At 64.1% G+C, this 18506-nt stretch carries 18 protein-coding genes; 15 read left to right on the top strand and 3 right to left on the bottom strand.

Going from position 1 to position 18506, the window contains the following annotated elements; genetic code table 11:
- Nucleotides 1-8: 8 nt before the first annotated feature.
- The 10 genes from ACSFBM_RS33800 (at nt 9) to ACSFBM_RS33755 (ending at nt 11119) form a co-directional block, all read left to right on the top strand.
- Nucleotides 9-1136, top strand: coding sequence for an efflux RND transporter periplasmic adaptor subunit (locus ACSFBM_RS33800; RefSeq protein WP_435488296.1), 1128 nt, complete (start codon nt 9-11; stop codon nt 1134-1136).
- 1 nt (nt 1137) lies between these two features.
- Entirely contained in the window at nt 1138-4242 is a 3105-nt protein-coding gene (locus tag ACSFBM_RS33795) for an efflux RND transporter permease subunit (protein ID WP_435488295.1), read from the top strand.
- Entirely contained in the window at nt 4235-4537 is a 303-nt protein-coding gene (locus ACSFBM_RS33790; RefSeq protein WP_435488294.1) for a DUF3240 family protein, read from the top strand. The genes ACSFBM_RS33795 and ACSFBM_RS33790 overlap by 8 nt, the downstream gene beginning before the upstream one ends.
- Nucleotides 4534-5772, top strand: a complete 1239-nt coding sequence (locus ACSFBM_RS33785; RefSeq protein ID WP_435488293.1) for a TolC family protein — start codon at nt 4534-4536, stop codon at nt 5770-5772. Before ACSFBM_RS33790 ends, ACSFBM_RS33785 begins: the two co-directional genes overlap by 4 nt.
- A 51-nt stretch (nt 5773-5823) precedes the next feature.
- A complete protein-coding gene (locus ACSFBM_RS33780) occupies nt 5824-6627 on the top strand; it encodes a HupE/UreJ family protein (protein ID WP_435488292.1) in 804 nt (267 codons plus the stop codon).
- 24 nt (nt 6628-6651) lie between these two features.
- Nucleotides 6652-7002 (top strand): DUF6488 family protein, encoded by a 351-nt coding sequence (locus tag ACSFBM_RS33775; RefSeq protein ID WP_435488291.1) that lies wholly within the window; start codon nt 6652-6654, stop codon nt 7000-7002.
- Between the two features lie 29 nt (nt 7003-7031).
- A complete protein-coding gene (locus ACSFBM_RS33770) occupies nt 7032-7397 on the top strand; it encodes a hypothetical protein (protein WP_435488290.1) in 366 nt (121 codons plus the stop codon).
- 22 nt (nt 7398-7419) lie between these two features.
- On the top strand, nt 7420-8745 hold the full coding sequence (locus ACSFBM_RS33765; RefSeq protein ID WP_435488289.1) for an MFS transporter: 1326 nt from the start codon (nt 7420-7422) through the stop codon (nt 8743-8745).
- A 51-nt stretch (nt 8746-8796) separates the two neighbouring features.
- Nucleotides 8797-9825: an alpha/beta fold hydrolase gene (locus ACSFBM_RS33760; RefSeq protein ID WP_435488288.1), complete on the top strand. Its 1029-nt coding sequence runs from the start codon at nt 8797-8799 to the stop codon at nt 9823-9825.
- 157 nt (nt 9826-9982) lie between these two features.
- Entirely contained in the window at nt 9983-11119 is a 1137-nt protein-coding gene (locus tag ACSFBM_RS33755) for a nickel/cobalt efflux transporter (RefSeq protein ID WP_435488287.1), read from the top strand.
- A 13-nt stretch (nt 11120-11132) separates the two neighbouring features.
- On the opposite strand, the gene ACSFBM_RS33750 is transcribed toward ACSFBM_RS33755, so the two are convergent.
- On the bottom strand, nt 11133-11297 hold the full coding sequence (locus tag ACSFBM_RS33750; RefSeq protein WP_435488286.1) for a hypothetical protein: 165 nt from the start codon (nt 11295-11297) through the stop codon (nt 11133-11135).
- Between the two features lie 99 nt (nt 11298-11396).
- The gene (locus ACSFBM_RS33745) at nt 11397-12614 is read right to left on the bottom strand and encodes an MFS transporter (protein WP_435488285.1); all 1218 of its coding nucleotides are present in this window, start codon (nt 12612-12614) and stop codon (nt 11397-11399) included.
- A gap of 389 nt (nt 12615-13003) precedes the next feature.
- Here ACSFBM_RS33745 and ACSFBM_RS33740 point away from each other — a divergent pair, with 389 nt between their 5' ends.
- The 5 genes from ACSFBM_RS33740 to ACSFBM_RS33720 all read left to right on the top strand — a co-directional run bounded on the left by ACSFBM_RS33740 (nt 13004) and on the right by ACSFBM_RS33720 (nt 17595).
- On the top strand, nt 13004-13564 hold the full coding sequence (locus ACSFBM_RS33740; RefSeq protein WP_435488284.1) for a hypothetical protein: 561 nt from the start codon (nt 13004-13006) through the stop codon (nt 13562-13564).
- Between the two features lie 198 nt (nt 13565-13762).
- The gene (locus ACSFBM_RS33735) at nt 13763-14341 is read left to right on the top strand and encodes a phosphatase PAP2 family protein (protein ID WP_435488283.1); all 579 of its coding nucleotides are present in this window, start codon (nt 13763-13765) and stop codon (nt 14339-14341) included.
- The gene (locus tag ACSFBM_RS33730; protein WP_435488282.1) at nt 14338-15414 is read left to right on the top strand and encodes a glycosyltransferase family 2 protein; all 1077 of its coding nucleotides are present in this window, start codon (nt 14338-14340) and stop codon (nt 15412-15414) included. Before ACSFBM_RS33735 ends, ACSFBM_RS33730 begins: the two co-directional genes overlap by 4 nt.
- The gene (locus ACSFBM_RS33725) at nt 15411-16994 is read left to right on the top strand and encodes an ArnT family glycosyltransferase (RefSeq protein WP_435488281.1); all 1584 of its coding nucleotides are present in this window, start codon (nt 15411-15413) and stop codon (nt 16992-16994) included. The genes ACSFBM_RS33730 and ACSFBM_RS33725 overlap by 4 nt, the downstream gene beginning before the upstream one ends.
- Nucleotides 16987-17595, top strand: a complete 609-nt coding sequence (locus ACSFBM_RS33720) for a ChbG/HpnK family deacetylase (RefSeq protein WP_435488280.1) — start codon at nt 16987-16989, stop codon at nt 17593-17595. The genes ACSFBM_RS33725 and ACSFBM_RS33720 overlap by 8 nt, the downstream gene beginning before the upstream one ends.
- 251 nt (nt 17596-17846) lie before the next feature.
- On the opposite strand, the gene ACSFBM_RS33715 is transcribed toward ACSFBM_RS33720, so the two are convergent.
- Nucleotides 17847-18329, bottom strand: coding sequence for a ferritin-like domain-containing protein (locus tag ACSFBM_RS33715; protein WP_435488279.1), 483 nt, complete (start codon nt 18327-18329; stop codon nt 17847-17849).
- Nucleotides 18330-18506 lie beyond the last annotated feature (177 nt).

Below are 18506 nucleotides of genomic sequence, written 5' to 3'. Positions count from 1 at the left end.
GAGTTTCTATGTCCTATTTGCTCGCCCGCCGTGCCGCGCTCTGCTGCGCGTCCGGTTTTCTCATGGTGGCCAGCGCCGTTGCGGCGACGCCATCGGCCGCCGAATTCCCGGTGTCTGCCTCACAGATGCAGGCCCTCGGCATCACGCTTGCGCCGCTCGAACAGCCATCGGCGATCAGCGGCATGGCCTATCCCGCCCGCGTGGTGGTGCCCCCCAGCGGCAACCAGGTCATCAGCGCGCCGTTCGGTGGACGGGTCGAAGAACTCCTGGTTGACGAGCAGCAGCCCGTCAAGGTCGGCCAACCGCTGCTGCGCCTGAGCAGCCCGGAGTATGGCGACCTGCAGCTCAAGCTGCTGGAGGCGGCCAGCAAGGCCATGCTGACCGGCCAGACCGCCGCACGCGAACGCCAGCTCTTCACCGAGGGAATCATTCCGGAGCGGCGTGTCCAGGAAGCCAATGCCGCCAATCAGGAGGCCGCGGCCCGCCTGCGGTTTGCCGAAGCCTCCTTGCGCCTCGCCGGGGTCGATCCTGGGGCCATTCGGAAGATGGGCGACGCCGGCAACCTGCAGGATGGCCTCGTCGTGCGAGCGAAAAGCGCTGGGACGGTCGTCGGCCTGGATGTGAAGGCGGGCCAGCGCGTTCAAGGTTCGGATTCCCTGCTGCGCCTGGTCAACACGACGCAGCTCTGGCTCGAGATCCAGATCCCATCCGATCGTCAACAGCAGGCGCTCTCGAGCAGGGCCGCCGGCTCGATCACGGTGGTCGGGCGCGAAGCCAGCGCGACACCGATGTCGGTAGGCGCCACGGTGAGCGACAACCAGACGGTCACGCTGCGTGCCCGGGTGGCCGCCGGCGGCGAGCTGTTGCGTCCGGGCGAAGTCGTACAGGTCAAGGTCCCCTTCGCGGAGAACACCGTCGGCTGGGCGCTGCCCCTGCCAGCGATTGCCCGTCAGGACGACAAGGCCTACGTGTTCGTCCGAACCGAAAAGGGCTTCGTCGCGCAGCCGGTCAGTGTCATCTCCAGTGCCGGCCAATCGGTCCAGGTCACCGGCAACCTGCGCGCCGGCCAGCAGGTGGCGACCGGCTCTGTGATCGCACTGAAGGCGGCATGGCTCGGCAAGAGCGGAAGCAACTGACATGCTCAACCGCCTTGTTCAGTTCGCGCTGTCGCAGCGCCTGTTCGTGCTGCTAGTGACCGCTCTGCTTGCGGGCTTTGGCTGGTATGCCTTCCGCAACCTGCCCATCGATGCCTTCCCCGACGTGTCCAGCACGCAGGTGAAGGTCATCATGAAGGCGCCCGGCATGACGCCGGAAGAAATCGAAAGCCGCATCGCCGGCCCGATCGAGGTCGAGATGCTCGGCATCCCACAACAGCGCATGCTGCGCTCGGTGTCCAAGTACGGCCTCGTGGACGTGACGGTGGACTTCCAGGACGGCACCGACATCTACTGGGCCCGCCAGCAGGTGTCCGAGCGCCTGGCCAACATCTCGGCCGACCTGCCCGCCGGCATCAGCGGCGGCATGGCGCCCGTCACCACGCCGCTGGGCGAAATGTTCATGTTCACCGTCGAGGCCGACGGAATGTCGCTGGAGGACCGGCGCAGCCTGCTCGACTGGGTGATTCGCCCGGCCTTGCGTGCCGTGCCGGGCGTGGCCGACGTGAACGCGCTGGGCGGCAAGGTGCGCAGCTTCGAGGTGGTGCCGGACCCCGTCAAACTCTCGGCGCTCGGCGTGTCGACGGCGCAGCTCAAGAGCGCCATCGAAGCCAACAACCGCAACGACGGCGCAGGCCGGCTAGGCGAAGGCGGCGAGGTGCTGCTCGTGCGCAGCGAAGGGAACATCAAGACCACGGACGACCTGCGCGCGATCGTGGTCAGTCGCAAGGACGGCAACCTGGCGCGGCTGGGCGACGTGGCGCAGGTGCGCGACGGCAGCGTCACGCGCTACGGCGTGGTAACCAAGGACGGCAAGGCCGAAGCTGTCGAGGGCCTGGTGCTCGGGCTCGCAGGCGCCAATGCTCAGAAAGTGGTCGAAGGCGTGACGACAAAGCTCGAAGAGCTCAAGCCCACGCTGCCCAAGGACGTGGAGATCAAGGTCTTCTACAACCGCGCCGAGCTCGTGAAGAAAGCCGTCGGCACGGTGTCGACCGCGCTGATCGAAGCAACGCTTATCGTGCTGGTCCTGCTGGGCGCCTTCCTCGGCAACGTGCGCGCAGCCGTGGCGGTCGCCGTGATCCTGCCGCTGTCCGCACTGAGCACCTTCATCCTGATGCGCGCCTTCGGCATGTCGGCCAACCTGATGAGCCTCGGCGGCCTGGCCATCGCGCTGGGCATGCTGGTGGACGCCGCGGTCGTGGTGGTCGAGAACATCGTGCAGCACCTGGGGCAGCAACCCGCCAAGGGAAGACTGCCACGGCTGCACGTCGTTTTGCGCTCCGTGCGCGAGGTGTCGGTGCCGGTCTCGGCGGGCATCCTGATCATCATCACGGTGTTCTTGCCGCTGCTGACTTTGCAAGGCTTAGAAGGCAAGTACTTCGTCCCCGTGGCGATGACCATCGTCTTCGCGCTGATCAGCTCGCTCGTACTGTCGCTCACGGTGATCCCGGTGCTGTCGTCCTTCCTGCTGAAGAAGGCGGCGCATGAAGACCCCTGGCTGCCGCGCAAGCTGCTCAAGCTTTACGAGCCCGCTTTGGGCTGGGCGCTGAGCCACCAGCGTGTGGTGTTTATCATCGCCGGTCTGATGCTCGTGGTGGCCGCAGGCGTCTATACCCAGGTCGGCAAGACCTTCCTGCCGGCGATGGACGAAGGCGACATCATCGTGGGCATCGAGAAGCTGCCTTCGGTGAGCCTGGAGGAAACGGCTGCACTGGACCTGAAGATCCACCAGGCCCTCATGCGCCAGATCCCTGAGATCACTGGCGTGGTGGCGCGCGCTGGCTCCGACGAGATCGGGCTGGACCCGATGGGTCTGAATCAGACCGACACCTTCCTCGTGCTCAAGCCGCGCGCTGAATGGAAGCTGGCCAACAAGGACGCGCTGATCGCCCGGATCCGGGAGGTGCTCGACCAGATGCCGGGCATCAGCTACAGCTTCACCCAGCCGATCGACATGCGCGTGTCCGAAATGATCATCGGCGTGCGCGGCGACCTCGCCATCAAGATCTTCGGCCCCGAGCTCGACAAGCTCAACGAGCTGGCGGGCCAGGTCGAGACGCTGATGAAGACGGTGCCAGGCAACCAGGACGTGTACACCGTCGAGAACGATGGCGTGCAGTACCTGCGGGTGGTCGTCGACCGCCTGAGCGCTGGTCGCTACGGCCTGTCGGTGGAAGACGTGCAGGATGCCCTGCGGGTCCAAATCGAGGGCCAGCGCGCCGGCACCGTGATCGACGGCAACCGGCGCATCCCGATCGTGATTCGTGGACCCGACAGCGTGAAGATCTCGCCGGCCGAATTCGCGGCCCTGCGCATCACGACGCCCGATGGCCAGAGCATTCCACTCGAAACCTTGGCAACCCTGACGCGCGAGAGCGGCCCGGTGAAGATCGACCGCGAGATGGGCAGCCGCTACAGCGTGGTGATCGCCAATGTCACGGGACGCGATCTGGTCGGTTTCGTCGACGAGGCCAAGGCCAAGGTCGCGGCCGAGGTGAAGCTGCCCATCGGCTACCGCATCAGCTGGGGTGGACAGTTCGAGAACCAGCAACGCGCCGCGGCGCGGCTCACTCTTGTGGTGCCGTTGGCGATCGGCTTCATCTTCCTGATCCTGTTCACCACCTTCGGGTCGGTGCGCCAGGCCCTGCTGGTGCTCAGCAACATCCCGTTCGCGCTCGTGGGCGGCATCGTCGGGCTTTGGGTCACCGGGGAGTACCTGTCGGTGCCGGCCTCGGTCGGCTTCATCGCGCTGCTGGGCATCGCGGTGCTCAACGGCGTGGTGCTGGTGAGCTACTTCAACCAGCTGCGCGCCGAGGGCCATGACTTGATTACCTGCGTCACGCAGGGCGCCCGACGGCGGCTGCGGCCAGTGCTGATGACGGCGGCGATCACCGCCTTCAGCCTGGTGCCGCTGCTCTTCACCAGCGGGCCAGGCTCCGAGATCCAGCGCCCGCTGGCGATCGTGGTGATCGGCGGCTTGATCACGGCCACCGCCCTGACGCTGATTCTTCTGCCGCTGCTGTACCTGCGGTTTGCCTACGCGCGCGATCAGCGCGACGACCAACCTCTGGAGGTGCGCCATGCATGAGTACTGCCTGAACCTGATCTGCCCGCCGGCCGTCGAGGAAAAGTTGCTCGACGCTCTGCTGGAGAGCGAAGACAGCGAGGTCTTCACCAGCGTCCAGGTTCACAGCCACGGCGCGCCTCACGGAGGGTTGAGTGCGCAGGAACAGGTCATGGGCCGCAGCCGCGCCATGCAGATCCAGGTTCTGTTGAGCGGAGAAGCCCTGACCCAGCTGCTCGAGCGTTTTCAACGCGACTTTGCCGGCACCGGCATCCGCTACTGGGCCACGCCCGTGGCTTTCGAGGGAGAAATCAAATGAAGTTGTGGACCGGGATCGCAATGATCGCCTGGGCCTTGCCCGTGCTCGCCGAAAACCAGGCAACACCGCCCGACCTGCCTCCAACCGTTTCGGCGCGACAGTGGATCGAACAGGATCCGGCCGTCCGCGAGGCCCGCAGCGCCCAGGCGGCCGCGGGCCACTCGGCGGCCATGATCGCCGCATCGCCGAACGAATGGATCACGCGGCTCGCCGTGCAGCGGCGCAGCTTCGACGAGGGTGGCCCCGCCTCCAAGGAGTGGCATGCGCAGATCGAGCGCCCCATCCGCGTCAATGGCAAGGCCGATCTCGACCGGCAGCTTGGCGAAACGGAGCAGGTCATCGCGCAGGCCAAGGTCGGCGAGGCCGTCCACGAGGCCGCGCGCTCCCTGCTGGACCTGTGGATCGACGGGCTCTCTGCAGCACAGGCCCAGAAACTCTTCCAGGAGCAGCAGTCCTTTGCGCAGGCCAACCTGAAAGCCGTGGAGAGCCGCAAGAAAGCGGGCGACGCCTCGGCGCTGGATGTCAGCGTGGTCACAGCCGACTTCGCGGACGTGGAGCGCCAGGCGAGCCTGGCGGCCTCTAATCTCGCCAAGGCACGGGCCAAGCTGCGCGTTCGGTTCCCGGGCGCTCAGTTGCCCGCGCAGCCGATGGCTGATCCGCGCCCGCCGGCGGAGGCAGAGGCCCGGTGGCTGGAGCGCGTGCTGGAGGCCGCCGATCCATTGCGCGTCGCCGAAGCACAGCTGCGCAAGGCCGAACTGGCGGCATCGCGCGCCTCGGCCGACCGAGTGCCCGATCCGACCATTGGTGTCTTCGCGGCGTCGGAGGCTTTTCGCAAAGAACGCATCGTGGGCGTGAGCGTCAGCATTCCATTGAGCGGCACCTACCGCAACGAGCGCATGAAGCAGGCGCTGCAGGAGGTCGAGGTGGCGCGCGCAGCCGTCGATCGGCAGAAGCGCGAGCTGGAGACAGCGGTGGCCGAGACCTACGCGGACGCCACCGGCCATCTCGCGCGCTGGCAACTTTCCGAACGAGGCGCAACGGCCACCGGCGAGAGCGCGCGACTCACCCAACGCGCGTACTCGCTGGGAGAAGCGGACCTGCAATCGCTGCTGCTGGCCCGGCGCCAGTTCCTCGAGGCTTCCCGCGCAGCACTCGAGGCCCGTGCCGATGCGCTGCGTGCGACCTATCGGCTCCTCATCGACGCGCACCTGATCTGGGACCTGGCGCTCGAGTGAGCGCGCCTTGCCCGTCCATTTTTCAAACCTGCATCCGTTGAAAGAGATTTGATGTTGATCCCTCACCGGAAACTCGCTCTGCTGGCGCTCGCCGTGCTTGCACTGCTGATCGGTCTGCCTTTCGACGTGCTCGCCCACGGCATCTCCGAAGCCGACCGCCAGCGCATGCTCAGCGGTGGCTACCTGCAGTACGTCGGTCTTGGCGCTACGCACATGCTCACCGGCTACGACCACCTGCTGTTCCTGTTCGGCGTGGTGTTCTTCCTCACGAACTTCAGGGACGTGGCCAAGTTCGTCACCGTCTTCACGCTGGGCCACTGCATCACCCTGGTGTTCGCGACGTACTTCAAGATCACCTGGAACTACTACCTGATCGACGCCATCATCGCAATCAGCGTCATCTACAAAGGCTTCGACAACAACGGCGGCTTCCAGAAGTACTTCGACATGAAGTCGCCCAACCTGCTCGTCGCGGTGTTCGGCTTTGGCCTCCTGCACGGCTTCGGTTTGTCCACGCGGCTGCAGCAGCTGCCGCTCGGCGACGACAGCACCTCGATGCTGATCCGCATCCTGAGCTTCAACCTCGGTGTCGAGATCGGCCAGATCGCCGCGTTGGCTGTGATGGTCGCGCTGCTGGCGCTCTGGCGTCATCGCCCGTCGTTCCGGCGTTTCAGCTTCGCCGCCAACCTTGCGCTGGTCTACGCCGGCGTGTTGCTGCTGCTCATGCAACTGCATGGCTACCAGCACGACTCAGATCCCAACGGTTTCCGTTTCCCTGACCAAGAGCACAAGCACGCGCACGAGGACATGGAGATTGGAAAGACTGCCGATCCTGGCAGGGATTCCCTCGACTAACCATCATCAAGAAAGGATGACTCAATGAAGAAAATCGCGATGGCCCTGGCCTCGTTCGTAGCCCTCGCCGGCGCTGGTTCCGCTGTGGCCTCAGAAGGCGGCAGTTGCCACTTCCACGGCAACACGCCGGCATCGGAAAAGATCGCTGTCGATTGCGCCTCCCAGCGCAAGGCCTCGCTGGTCAGCGGCGGCAAGCTCGACAAGAGCTGGGACGCGGTGAAAGTGGAGAAAGTCGAACAGATCGACGGCAAGAAGGGCAAGGAGTGGAAGGTGAGCTTCAAGAACGCGGCCGTCCCCGAAGCCGACAAGAGCACGCTCTACGTCTTCCTCAGCCTGCCGGGCAACTACATCGCCTCGAATTTCTCGGGCAAGTGAGCGCACAACGCCGACCCGACTGCATCGACATGAATTCCAGGCACTTGCTGTTGTGGACTTCCATCGTTCTCTCGCTCGGGGCGGTTTCCGGTTGTGCCACTGTCTACGAAGGCCAATTCGCCTTTAACGACGGCTGGCGCAAGGCCAAGGTCGAGAAGATCGGCTCAGCGTCGACACTCGATGCGGCGTCTGCAAGCGATTGCCGCGATGTCGCCTCCGCCGAGCGGCGGTACACCGATGGCTTTGCGCTCGTGTCTTATGCCGACTTCGGTCACTTGCGGCGACGCATTGTGGCGCTTCCTTCTCACACCCGCTTTGAAACGGGTGACGCTGTGTACATCAAGTTGCGCAGCTGCTCCAGCGACGTCGCACATCAAAGCGCGTTGTCTCGATAGACGGTTCAACAAAGGAGTTTCCATGCTTGACGTGCTCCGTAATACAACATACCGGCATCTATTTCTCGCCCAGGTGATCGCACTGCTCGGCACAGGCCTTGCCACGGTCGCACTGGGCTTGCTGGCCTTTGACCTTGCAGGCGCAAACGCCGGCGTGGTCCTCGGCACGGCGCTGGCCATCAAGATGGCAGCGTACATCGGTGTGGCGCCGATCGCATCAGCCTTTGCTGAGCGCCTTCCACGCAGGGCCGTCCTCGTCGCACTCGACCTGATCCGCGCAGGCGTTGCATTGACACTGCCTTTCGTCAGCCAGATCTGGCAGATCTACATCCTGATCTTCGTGCTGCAGTCCGCGTCTGCCGCCTTCACGCCTACCTTCCAGGCAACGATCCCGGATGTGCTGCCGGATGAGGCCCAGTACACGCGCGCACTGTCCCTGTCACGTCTGGCTTATGACATGGAAAGTCTCGTGAGTCCGGCGCTTGCTGCGCTGCTGCTGAGCGTTGTGAGCTACCACGCGTTGTTCGGGGGCACCGTCGTCGGCTTCCTTGCTTCCGCGGCGCTGGTCGTGTCCGCGGTGTTGCCCAAAGCCAAGGTTCCACCCAAGCGCGGCATCTACGAGCGCACGACGCGGGGGCTACGCATCTATCTCGCAACGCCGCGGCTTCAAGGGCTGCTCGCACTCAACCTGGCGGTGGCCTCGGCCAGCGCCATGGTCATCGTGAACACGGTCGTTCTCGTGCAGGCGACCTTCGGGCTCACGCAGACCGCCACCGCCGCGGCACTGTCGCTGTTCGGCGCGGGCTCCATGCTGGTCGCGTTGGCTCTGCCCAAGGTGCTCGAGCGGCTTCCGGAGCGGCCAGTGATGTTGGGCGGCGCTGCGCTGCTCGCAGTGGGGCTGTTTCTGGGTTTTCTGGCGGCGAAGTGGTACGCCGCACTTCTTCCTCTCTGGTTCGTTCTCGGTCTTGGCTATTCGCTGGCACAGACACCGTCCGGTCGTCTGCTTCGCAGATCCGCTCATCCGGAGGACAGACCTGCGCTCTTCGCGGCGCAGTTTGCGCTCTCGCACGCCTGCTGGCTCATCACCTACCCATTGGCCGGCTGGCTGGGCGCGAAGGCCGGCTTGACTGTGAGCTTCCTTGCCCTGGGAGGGTTGGCGACCGCGTCCGTCGTGCTGGCTGCCTATCTGTGGCGCGGTTCGGACGAGGCGACGCTGAAGCACACCCACGACGATCTGCCAGCCACACATCCTCACTTGGCGACTGCCAGCCACGCAGGTCCATCCCGCGAAGCGACCCACGCGCACGACTACGTCATTGACGACGACCACCCGCGCTGGCCGTCATAGCCAAGCCCGCGATATGACGTGCATCACCTGCTGATCTAGGGCAAAAATGCCATGAGCATTTCAAGATCCTGGGCCTTTCGGGCCACTGCGGTCACCGTGGGCGCGTTGCTGATAGCAGCGGCACTGGGTGCGGCATATGAGCGCACCGCTCAGCAACGTGCGGCCGCAAATTTTCCACCGCCCGGAAAACTGGTCGACATCGGCGGGCGCCGCATCCAACTGGACTGCATCGGCGCTGGTTCCCCGACGGTGGTGTTTGAAGCAGGCCTCACCTTGGAGGGGCCTACGACTTGGTCGCTGGTTCACCGTCCGATTTCCGCATTCGCTCGCGCTTGCACCTATAGCCGAGCAGGATTGATGTGGAGCGATGAAGCCCATCGCCGGCAAAGCGCGAGGCAAGTCGCGCAAGACCTGCATGCGACGCTCAAGAAAGCGGGTGAGAGCGGGCCTTTCATCCTGGTCGGCCATTCGTTAGGTGGGCCGTACAGCATGACCTACTCAAAGTACTTCGGCGAAGAAGTAGCAGGTCTGGTGTTGGTCGACGCGTCGCATCCGGACCAGGTCCGAAAGATCAAGCCTGTCATGACCGAACCCAAGCCACTGCTGCTTCGCATGGCGACGTTGCTTGCCGGGACAGGCTTGGTCAGAACTGTCAGCCCGATGCTTGTTCCGCATGATCCAGATCTCGGACCTCGCGATGTCGACGCCGTGAGAGCGTATGCGCCACGCTCCTTGCCTGCACTGATGGCCGAGAGCGAAGAGCTCGACGCGACGCTTGCCGAGGCGGGAACATTCCGCGACCTCGGCTGCAGGCCGCTGTACGTGTTAACCGCGATGAAGCCCTATTCGGCTGAGCAACTGAGGGCGATGAAGATCGATGCGCAGCAGGGTGGGCACGTTCAAGACTTCTGGAGTGAGCTTCAGGAGGACATGGCAGGGTGGTCCACCTGGAGCGATCACAAAGTGCTGGATCAGGCCGGCCATGGCATTCAGTTCGAGGATCCCCGGGCGGTGGTTGCGGCAGTGCGCTCTGTCGTCGAGGCCAGCCGCAGCAATCGCTGTGATCCTATCTTCTGGTGAGATTGCTTTGTGATGGCGGAACCCGCTTCGGTGACACGGGATCTGCTTGTCGTATCCATAGGGGGAGGATAGGATGCGGTGAGTTTGAGGCACGCCCCTTTCGGGTACTGACCGTCATGCGGACGGTCAATTTCACGTCTCTTCTCGCTTTCGAAAAATGGATAACTTCGCTCAACTTCTTCAGTCCGGAAACGCTTGGGTTTTCATCCCATCCGCTATCCTTCTAGGTGCTCTACACGGCCTGGAGCCCGGGCATTCAAAAACGATGATGGCTGCGTTCATCGTTGCGGTCCGGGGCACGGTGGGACAAGCCGTTTTGCTTGGACTCGCTGCAACGCTCTCGCATACGGCCGTCGTCTGGGCCGTCGCGATGGGTGGCCTCTATCTCGGCCGCAACTGGAGTGCCGAGGAGACCGAGCCCTACTTTCAGGTGGCTTCGGCGGTGCTGATCATCACGATCGCGCTCTGGATGCTCTGGCGGACCTACCGCGAACAGCAGCGTGAGCGGATCGAAACAGACCACGACCATGGGCATGATCATCACGGCCATGGTGAAGAGAAGCGCCGCATCGATACCGGCCATGGGACAGTTGATCTGGAAGTCTTCGAAGACGGAGTTCCGCCTCGATTCCGCGTCCGATTCGAGGGGCATGACACCGTGCCGCAAGGCCAGACCGTCACCCTCGAAACGCAACGCCCCAGCGGGGAGCGCCAGGCGTTCGTTCTGGCCAGCAGAGGAAGCTATCTCGAATCAATCGACGAAATTCCCGAGCCGCACGAGTTCACGGTCAGGCTGTCGATTGCGCACGGTGGTCATGCACACAGCTTTGATGTGGAGTTTGTCGAGCATGGCCACGGCCATGATCACGGGGACCACGGGCTGGATGTATCGGATCCTGGTTTTCAGGACGCGCATGAACGGGCGCATGCCAACGACATCAAGCGCCGCTTTGCGAGCCGCAATGTCACCACCGGGCAGATCATCGGGTTCGGCCTCACTGGAGGTCTGATTCCCTGTCCTGCCGCCATCACGGTGCTGCTGCTGTGCCTGCAGCTCAAGCGCTTCACCCTCGGAGCGTCCCTCGTGCTCTGCTTCAGCATCGGCTTGGCGATCACGATGGTTGCCGCTGGCGTGGTCGCAGCTCTGGGAGTGAAGCACGCGTCGAAACGATTTTCCGGCTTTGGAACGTTCGCGCGCAGAGCACCGTATGCATCAAGCGCCCTGATCATCCTGGTCGGGCTCTATGTCGGCTATCACGGCATTCAGTCGCTACACGCCGCCGGCGTGGTCTAGAACAGAGTCGCAGTCAGTCCGTGGTGACCACTTGGACGTAGAGCTCGACAACCACCCAGCCGATCAAAGCCGCGGTACCGATGACAAGCAGCAGCGATGCGACAGCCCGTTCAAGTTGACGAAATGCAATTCGCATCTTCGAACGGCCGCCTGAAAAATTATCCGACAGGCGTTTCATGCCAACCATTGTGGTCTTCAAGCGCCCGGCATGAAAGGCATGCGCGCATAGGTGTTTCTCGCTTGTCGAAGCGCTCCAGATCAGAAGCACTTTGCGCCGCTACTCCCCATCCAGTCGATCCCGTCGCATAGCGCGCCAGAGCACGAGGTCGTAGGTGATCTTGAGCAGGCCGCATGCGATGAGCGGCAGCGAGATCCAGCCGGCGGCGAAGAGCGCGCCGCTGATCGTCGGACTGATGGCCGCCGCCAGGCTCCGGGGCACCGCCGTGAAACTCGCCGCCGCGGCGCGCTCGGCCGGCGTCACGACAGCCATCACGTAAGCCGCCCGCGTCGGTACATCCATCGAGGACAGTGCGCTGCGGATCGTCAGCAGGCCCAGCGCGATCGGTAGGTTCGGCGACGGCGCCGCCAACACCAGGCAGACGTTGGCCGGGAGGTGCGTGAAGACCATGGTGTTGAGCAACCCGATGCGCTGTGCCACCACAGGCGCTGCGAGTTGCGATGCCGCGCTCAGCAGGCCGGTCCAGAAGAAAAACACGCCGGCCTGAGTCAGCGAGAAGCCGAATCGCTCGAGCAGCCACAACGACATAAGGGCGTTGACCGTCAGACCGCCAGCAAAGGCGTCGACGCTGAAGAGCGCTGCCAGTCGCACCACCACGCGGCGTGACGGCCCGAGCGGTGTCGGTGCGACAACTGGGCTGTCTGGGTTGCTCGCTGAGGTGTGTGCCGGCAAGCGCCGATAGAGCCAAAAGACGGTCAGTCCGATGGCGGCGTACACAACGAACATTCCCCGTAACGCGTCCAGGCGCGCGAACTCGCTGTGTCGCACCAACCAGTCCGGCACTGCGGCGGCCAGTGCTCCCAGCGCGGCGCACAGCGCGCCCACTAAGCTGTAGCGTGCAAACAGCGCGGTTCGCGCGTGACCCTGCGCCGCTGCGGCCAGGCGAGCATGTTCCAGGGGGAGGAAAACGCTCACGTCGCCCGAACTGGGGTTGAGCGTGCCGACCAGCGCGACGACCAGCAGTGGCCAGAACGATGCCAGGCCCGCGAAGCCCAGTCCGGTTGCCGCCATCAGCAAGGCAGCGCCGCGCAGCAGCCGTCCGCCGGCAAAGCGGTACCCCCACGCGCCGACCGCAATCGTGGCCAGCGCTGAGCCCAGCATCGTCGCCGTGCTCACGATGCCCACCTCCAGCGTGCCCAGGCCGATCGACAGCAGGTAGGCCGGCAGCAGCACCGCCATGTAACCGTCCCCGAAGGCGCGAAGCCCCCGCGCGGCGAGCAAGGGCAAGGCGCCGGGATCGACGCCGGCGGGCAACATGCGCGCGAGACCCATCCGCGTACGAGGCACAGGAGTGGTACTCATCTAGCTCGACCTGGTGGGTACTTCAAGGCAGCGGCGACGCTCCGCATCCCTTTGTTCTTCAACGCGCGGCTGCCGATGCGGCATGCCGCATGCAGCAATCCAACCTACAAGCCGGTGCCGGACGCCCTGCTGTCCTGCCGGAACATTGCATAAGTTCGCACCTTCGGGCCACTGAATGCACGACGGTCTTCGATATTCGGAGAGTCCTGCGATTCCATCTTGAATACGGTCAGCAAGGCTGGCAATTGCATGCCCTAGAGCACAATGCGCCATGCCGCCATTGCCAACCTGTGGCATGACTGCCGTACTGTGTGGTCGAGGCGCAAGCACCACGCAGCGGGACATTGCAGGCCCACGAACAGGGCCGGCACCACGCCGATTGGGACGGCGCTTCCTTAAAGAAGGCTGAACGCGGAGATCAGCTTGCGTTCACGATCGCGATCTACGATCGCCGCATGCTGCTCGCGCGAATCAGAAACTGCGTTGCGACCCACTCCACGCGATGGTGCTTGGCAGGTATGGCCTTGGTGGTGCTGTTGCCTTTCATCGCAGCTCACTACCGCTGCGATGGTCTGGAGGACGAGCCGATGCTCAGGCTGCACGCCGCAAGCGAAACCGTGCAGTTTGAAGCCGATGATCGTGCAGATCATCCAGCCGATCACGAAACAACTGTGTTCGCGCAGACCCCGGCGAGCATCGACCACCCTGATGCGTTCAACGTCGCACTGAACACTCTCATGGCCGCGGTGCTGGCGGTGCTTCCGCTGGTACTCGCGATGATGCGTCTGGTCGTGCCCATCGTGCGCACGTTCCCCGACCGTGTGCCGACGCAAGGCGGTGCGCCGCCCCCTGCGATGCCCTGGCGGCGCTTGCCGCCCACCACTGCGCCACCTTTCACCGTCTGAGAAGCGAACGACGCCGCGCGCGTCGCAACGCCTCGCTGCGTGCCCTCGCATGACGTCATGACGCGTCTCGCGTCTCCGCAGCCCGGCCTTCTTTCCTCATCGAAAGGTCTTGTCCATGTTTAGTTTCCGAGGGTGCGCAAGCCGCGCCAGGTGCCGCCCTGCGCCTGTCTTCTCCTTTTTCTCCCTTGGGGTCACGCCGTGAACGCGCTGAACCTCACGCTCTTCCACTGGCTCACGGCCGGCAGCCGTCCCGTGCCGTGGCTGCTTGCCATCGCCTCGACTGTCGCGCTCTGGGGCAGTTGGCTGAGCGCGGCCATCCTCTGCACGGTGCTGTGGCGGCACCGCGACGACCGCGCATACCTGTGCATCGTCGCCGCCGCAGCGGGGCTGACATCGCTGCTGTCACATGCCATCGCAATGTCGCTCAACATACCCCGCCCCTTCATGCTCGAGTTGGCGCCGGCCTATATCGCCCATGCCGGCCGCGGTTCATTGCCGAGCACGCACGCGTCAGTGATGTTCATGGTGGCGCTGGCCTTCAGCTTACGACCCGCCCTGCGCCGATGGAGCGTGCCGCTGCTGGCGCTGGCCGCCATCACCGGATGGGCTCGGGTGTACGTGGGTGTTCATTTCCCTCTGGACATCGCGGCCGGCCTGTTGCTTGGCGCGGTGATCGCCGGCACGCTCGCCATCGGCCGCTGGCTGGTTCTTTTCATCTTGCGAACGAACCCGCGTCCGACTACTCATCCGACGGGTTCACCGTGGAGGCCTTCATGATTTCGTCGACGAACGCCATAGACGCAAGCGCGGCGGCCGCCATGAGCATCGAGGGCACCACCACATCGGCGGAGGAATCACGAATTGCGCTCGACCTTTTGGATGCACCGGCGCCATCCGCACTCCAGGTGCCCGGCATTTCCTGCGTCATTCCGTGTTTCAACGAGGGTGCCAACCTGCGGCACCTCTTGCCCCGGCTCGAAGAGATCCTCTGGGCCACGGGACTGCGCTGGGAAGTCATCGTGGTGGACGATGGCAGCACCGACGACACCGCGGAAATTGCACGTGCCTGGTGCGAGCTTTCGGGCTTTCGCTGCATCTCGCTGTCGCGCAACTTTGGCAAGGAGGCCGCGCTCACCGCGGGCCTGGCCGCGGCCAACGGCGACGCTGTGGTACTGCTCGATGGTGACCTGCAGCACTCGCCCGACCTCATCCATAAGATGATCACCCAATGGGTTGCTGGTGCCGAGGTGGTTTATGCAGTACGCGAGGCGCGCACCGACGAAAGCCGATTCAAGCAATTCGGCAGCGGCCTCTTTTACCGACTGCTCGACACCTCGGACCGCTTCGCCGTTCCCAAGGATGCGGGCGACTTCCGCTTGATGGACCGCAAGGTGGTTGATGCACTCATGAGTCTGCCAGAGCGCAGCCGCTTCATGAAAGGCTTGTATGCCTGGGTGGGCTTCCGCGCCGTAGCCATGCCGTACACGCCCGCGCCGCGCGCGGAGGGTGCCAGCACTTTCAACGCGCGTCGCCTGGTGCGCCTGGCCATCGACGGGCTCACCGCCTTCACGACATGGCCGCTGCGCATGGTCAGCGTGGTCGGGCTGATGTTTGCGCTGCCCGCGTTCAGCTATGCCATCTATGTGAGCATCGACTACCTACTGTTCGGCAACGCAGTCTCCGGCTGGACCACTATCGTCGTGAGCCTGATGTTCTTCATTGGCGTGCAGATGATTTCCACAGGCATCGTGGGCGAGTACATCGCGCGCATCTATGAGGAAGTCAAGGGCCGCCCTTTGTACGTGGTGAGTTGTGAACACGGAACCGGCCTGAGGTCCGACACGCAATGAAGCGCAACAGCTCGGCGGGCTGGACTTCCCCTCGCCTCCTGTGGCTCGTGCTGGCGCTCTTCGCGTGGCTGTTGGCCACAGCATGGGTACGCCCCCTGATGGCCCCCGACGAGGGCCGCTACGGCAGCGTCGCGTTCGCCATGCTGCGCTCCGGCGACTGGCTGGTGCCGCGGCTGGACGGCCTGCCCTTCTTTCACAAGCCGCCGCTTTTCTACTGGATCGGCGCCGCAGCGATGTCGGTGTCGGGCCCGGTGGTATGGGCAGTGCGGCTGCCTTCTGTGCTCGGCGCGGTCGCGGGCGCGGCGGCGCTACACCTTTTTCTTCGCCAATGGTCGACGGCGCACATTGCGCTGCTGTCGACCGTGGTACTGGTGACTACTCCGTTCTTCTTCCTGGGTGCGCAGTTCGCGAACCTTGACATGCTGGTGGCCGGATGCATCGCGTGCACAGTGCTGTCGGCGGCTAGCGCGGCATTGGCGAAGGAGCGGGGAGAAGCGTGGCGAATTCTGCTCGCGGGCGCCTACCTATTCGCCGCGGCCGGGCTGCTGGCCAAGGGACTCATCGGGCTGGTGCTGCCTGTGATGGTCATCGCGATCTGGTGTGCCACGACGCGTAGACTCGCGGCGCTACAGCTTGCGCTGTGGTTGCCCGGTTGGGCTCTGCTGCTGGTCGTCGCCGGTCCGTGGTTCGTGGGCATGCAGATTAAGTACCCGGGGTTCTTCGACTACTTTGTCGTTACACAGCACTTCCGGCGCTTCGCTTCGTCGGGCTTCAACAACGAGCATGGCTTCTGGTTCTACCTGCCGGTGCTGGCGGGGCTCACACTGCCATGGTTCGCCTGGATGCTGGTGCCGCGCGGCAAGGATGGCGACACGCGCCCCGAGCGTTCCGACGTCGACTGGCTCATGTGGATCTGGCTCGCGGTGATCGTGGTGTTCTTTTCGATGCCACGCTCCAAGCTCGTGGGGTACGTGCTTCCGGCGCTGCCGCCGCTCGCCTACCTGATTGTGCAACGCGTGTTCGCCGGCCGCGCGCCCGATGGGCTACGGAATCGGTTGCGCGCGACCACGCTGGCCTCCGCTGCAGTGTGCCTGGCCTGCGTGGCGGCCATTGCGATCTACTCGGTGCCGCCTGGCACTCGCCTGCAGCTACCTGCCGGCATGTCGGTCGCGCCCGGCGAGCGGGTACTGATGCTCGACAGCTATACCTACGAGATTCCCTTCTACTGGGACCTGCGCGAGCCGGTGCTGGTATCTGACGACTGGGAGGCTGCAGCACGAGACACGCGCGACAACTGGCGCAAGGAACTGTCCGATGCGGGACGCTTTGAACCCACGCGCACCGCTGCGACGTTGCTAGACCGGAACCGACTGGCTGCCGCGCTCTGCGTGCCGCGCACCACCTGGATTGTCGGGCCGAACATCGCGCACCTCGCCAACGCCTGGCTGGCTCGCGCGCAATTGGTGGTGGTCAACGATGCTCTCGCCGCATGGCGTTTCGCGGGGAGTGCCACAAGCGACCCGCACTGCCTGGATTCCGTGCCCGCCGCAACGGCTTCCGGAGCGGGCGGCAATGACTGAGGCCGACGGTTCCAAGAAAGCAGCGATGCAAGAGGTTTGCATTTGTGCCGACGACTTCGGCTTGGGCGCCGGTGTTAATGCGGCAGTCGTCGACTTGGCCCAGCGCGGCAAAATTTCTGCCACCAGCGGCATGGTGCGGCGCAGCGCCTGGCCGGACGGCGCGCGAGTGCTGCGCCATCTCGCCCTCGAAGGGCTCGATGTCGGCCTGCATCTCGACCTGACACGGCCGTCGCAGGTGGATGGACCCGAGCCTGGCCTGGCGGCGTTGCTCGTGCGGACCTATACGCGAACGGTGTTCACGGACGGACTGAGAACCGACATTCGCGACCAACTCGCGCGCTTCGAGGATGCCATGGGACGCGCGCCCGCCTTCATCGATGGCCATCGGCACGTGCATAAGTTTCCGGTGGTGCGTGAACTGTTGGTCGAGGAGATTGGTAGGCGCTATTCGACTTCGCCACCATGGCTGCGCAACACGGCGCCGGGCGGTGCACTGCGGCGCGAGGGCCTGAAAGCCCAGGTAATTTACACGCTCGGCGGTCCCACCCTGCAGAGGCAGGCTCAGTCGCACAACATCCCCCACAGTCCTGGACGTGAGTGAGTCTGCTGCCCCAGTGTCTAAGAGCGCGTCCAGCTTCGCGCAAGTCATTTCATTCAGGAATGGCACAGCCGCCCAAAAAGCGCAGCCTGCTAGACCCTTGGATAGCCGGCTTAGCAGCCACTAAGAGCTCGTGCTACTCGCTGATTCCCTGAGGCTCCGCTCTTGCGGGCGCTTTAAAGGTACTGACCGCCCTCATTGTTGGTGAGCGACCTTAACTGCGGACACTAACTCGCCCCGGGGCGGGGTCGCCTTCAATCGTGGGAGCGCGTATCGCTGCGCAGCTCACGAATTTGAGCGTGATTGCGTTGAGCGTTCTGTGCTCGACGTTCCACAAAGCGGCGTGCCTCGGGCGGCAGATTCTGCTTCAGCGCCTTGCGGTAACGCGCCACCGACGCGTCCTCCCTTCGTTCGCAATCCTCCAGCATCGACAAGTCGCTGCCCGTGCCCACGGCACCATTGTTGCGGACGAAGCTGCGATGCATGGTTCCTCTGACCGTGCTTCGCTCGGCAGGAGTGCCACCAAAGCGCCAGATCAACAGAACCAATTCGTCGGCAGCTTCGTGGCACTGCTCGGCACGGTGATAGAACAATTGCTGAAGGTTCGGTGCAGCCACCTCGTCAGCGCAGGCTTGAAAGCCAAACTCTCCGTCCCGCGCGGTTTCCAGCAGTTCATTAAGCACCTCCACCACCTGCTCGTTTTCCAGCAACCCAGAGGAGTAGTTTTCTGTGGTCATGATGCAGCTCCGGCAATCGTGCCATTGGGTAGTCGGTCAAAGAATTCTTTTCGATTCCCTATCGTGGCGCAAGGCTCAAGGCCAATCGTCATCAAGGTATGACGACCGTTGTAAGGATTTGCCGTATGGATTTTTCCGAGTCTGCGATGCTCCAGTCCCGGCGCACGGTCGCCCCCT

This window comes from Variovorax pasteuri (assembly GCF_051216435.1).
Classification (GTDB): domain Bacteria; phylum Pseudomonadota; class Gammaproteobacteria; order Burkholderiales; family Burkholderiaceae_C; genus Variovorax.
This window is presented reverse-complemented; position numbering and strand designations above follow the sequence as displayed.

Coding starts and splice junctions, on each gene's coding strand:
- ACSFBM_RS33785 (WP_435488293.1), top strand. CDS start 4,534: ATGAAGTTGTGGACCGGGATCGCAATGATCGCCTGGGCCTTGCCCGTG.
- ACSFBM_RS33775 (WP_435488291.1), top strand. CDS start 6,652: ATGAAGAAAATCGCGATGGCCCTGGCCTCGTTCGTAGCCCTCGCCGGC.
- ACSFBM_RS33750 (WP_435488286.1), bottom strand. CDS start 11,297: ATGAAACGCCTGTCGGATAATTTTTCAGGCGGCCGTTCGAAGATGCGA.
- ACSFBM_RS33715 (WP_435488279.1), bottom strand. CDS start 18,329: ATGACCACAGAAAACTACTCCTCTGGGTTGCTGGAAAACGAGCAGGTG.
- ACSFBM_RS33730 (WP_435488282.1), top strand. CDS start 14,338: ATGATTTCGTCGACGAACGCCATAGACGCAAGCGCGGCGGCCGCCATG.
- ACSFBM_RS33725 (WP_435488281.1), top strand. CDS start 15,411: ATGAAGCGCAACAGCTCGGCGGGCTGGACTTCCCCTCGCCTCCTGTGG.
- ACSFBM_RS33770 (WP_435488290.1), top strand. CDS start 7,032: ATGAATTCCAGGCACTTGCTGTTGTGGACTTCCATCGTTCTCTCGCTC.
- ACSFBM_RS33780 (WP_435488292.1), top strand. CDS start 5,824: ATGTTGATCCCTCACCGGAAACTCGCTCTGCTGGCGCTCGCCGTGCTT.
- ACSFBM_RS33790 (WP_435488294.1), top strand. CDS start 4,235: ATGCATGAGTACTGCCTGAACCTGATCTGCCCGCCGGCCGTCGAGGAA.
- ACSFBM_RS33800 (WP_435488296.1), top strand. CDS start 9: ATGTCCTATTTGCTCGCCCGCCGTGCCGCGCTCTGCTGCGCGTCCGGT.
- ACSFBM_RS33720 (WP_435488280.1), top strand. CDS start 16,987: ATGACTGAGGCCGACGGTTCCAAGAAAGCAGCGATGCAAGAGGTTTGC.
- ACSFBM_RS33755 (WP_435488287.1), top strand. CDS start 9,983: ATGGATAACTTCGCTCAACTTCTTCAGTCCGGAAACGCTTGGGTTTTC.
- ACSFBM_RS33795 (WP_435488295.1), top strand. CDS start 1,138: ATGCTCAACCGCCTTGTTCAGTTCGCGCTGTCGCAGCGCCTGTTCGTG.
- ACSFBM_RS33765 (WP_435488289.1), top strand. CDS start 7,420: ATGCTTGACGTGCTCCGTAATACAACATACCGGCATCTATTTCTCGCC.
- ACSFBM_RS33745 (WP_435488285.1), bottom strand. CDS start 12,614: ATGTTGCCCGCCGGCGTCGATCCCGGCGCCTTGCCCTTGCTCGCCGCG.
- ACSFBM_RS33760 (WP_435488288.1), top strand. CDS start 8,797: ATGAGCATTTCAAGATCCTGGGCCTTTCGGGCCACTGCGGTCACCGTG.